Raw genomic sequence first — 428 nt, forward strand, 5'->3', positions numbered from 1 at the left:
CGCTTCTTCTTCGGTTACCCCATCACGCCCCAGACCGAGGTGGCCGCCTATATGGCGAAGATGATGCCGAAAGTGGGGGCACCTACCTTCAGGCGGAGTCCGAAGTGGCGGCCATCAACATGGTCTACGGCGCGTCGGCGGCCGGTGCCCGCGTGATGACCTCCTCGTCGTCCCCGGGAATCTCGCTGAAGAGCGAGGGCATCTCGTATATGGCCGGCGCCGATCTGCCCGGCGTCATCGTCAACGTACAGCGCGGCGGCCCGGGTCTGGGCTCCATCCAGCCCTCCCAGGCCGACTACTGGCAGGCCACCAAGGCCACCGGCCACGGCGACTTCCACATCGTCGTGTACGCGCCCTCCACGGTGCAGGAGATGGCCGACTACACCTTCAAGGCCTTCGACACGGCCGACAAGTACCGTGTGCCGGTC

At 66.1% G+C, this 428-nt stretch carries 1 pseudogene; it reads left to right on the forward strand.

Annotated elements, in window-relative coordinates:
- Window positions 1-428, forward strand: a pseudogene (locus NE591_RS12570) (3-methyl-2-oxobutanoate dehydrogenase subunit beta); the annotation flags it as partial.

The organism is Adlercreutzia sp. DFI.6.23 (assembly GCF_024462535.1).
Lineage (GTDB): Bacteria > Actinomycetota > Coriobacteriia > Coriobacteriales > Eggerthellaceae > Adlercreutzia > Adlercreutzia rubneri.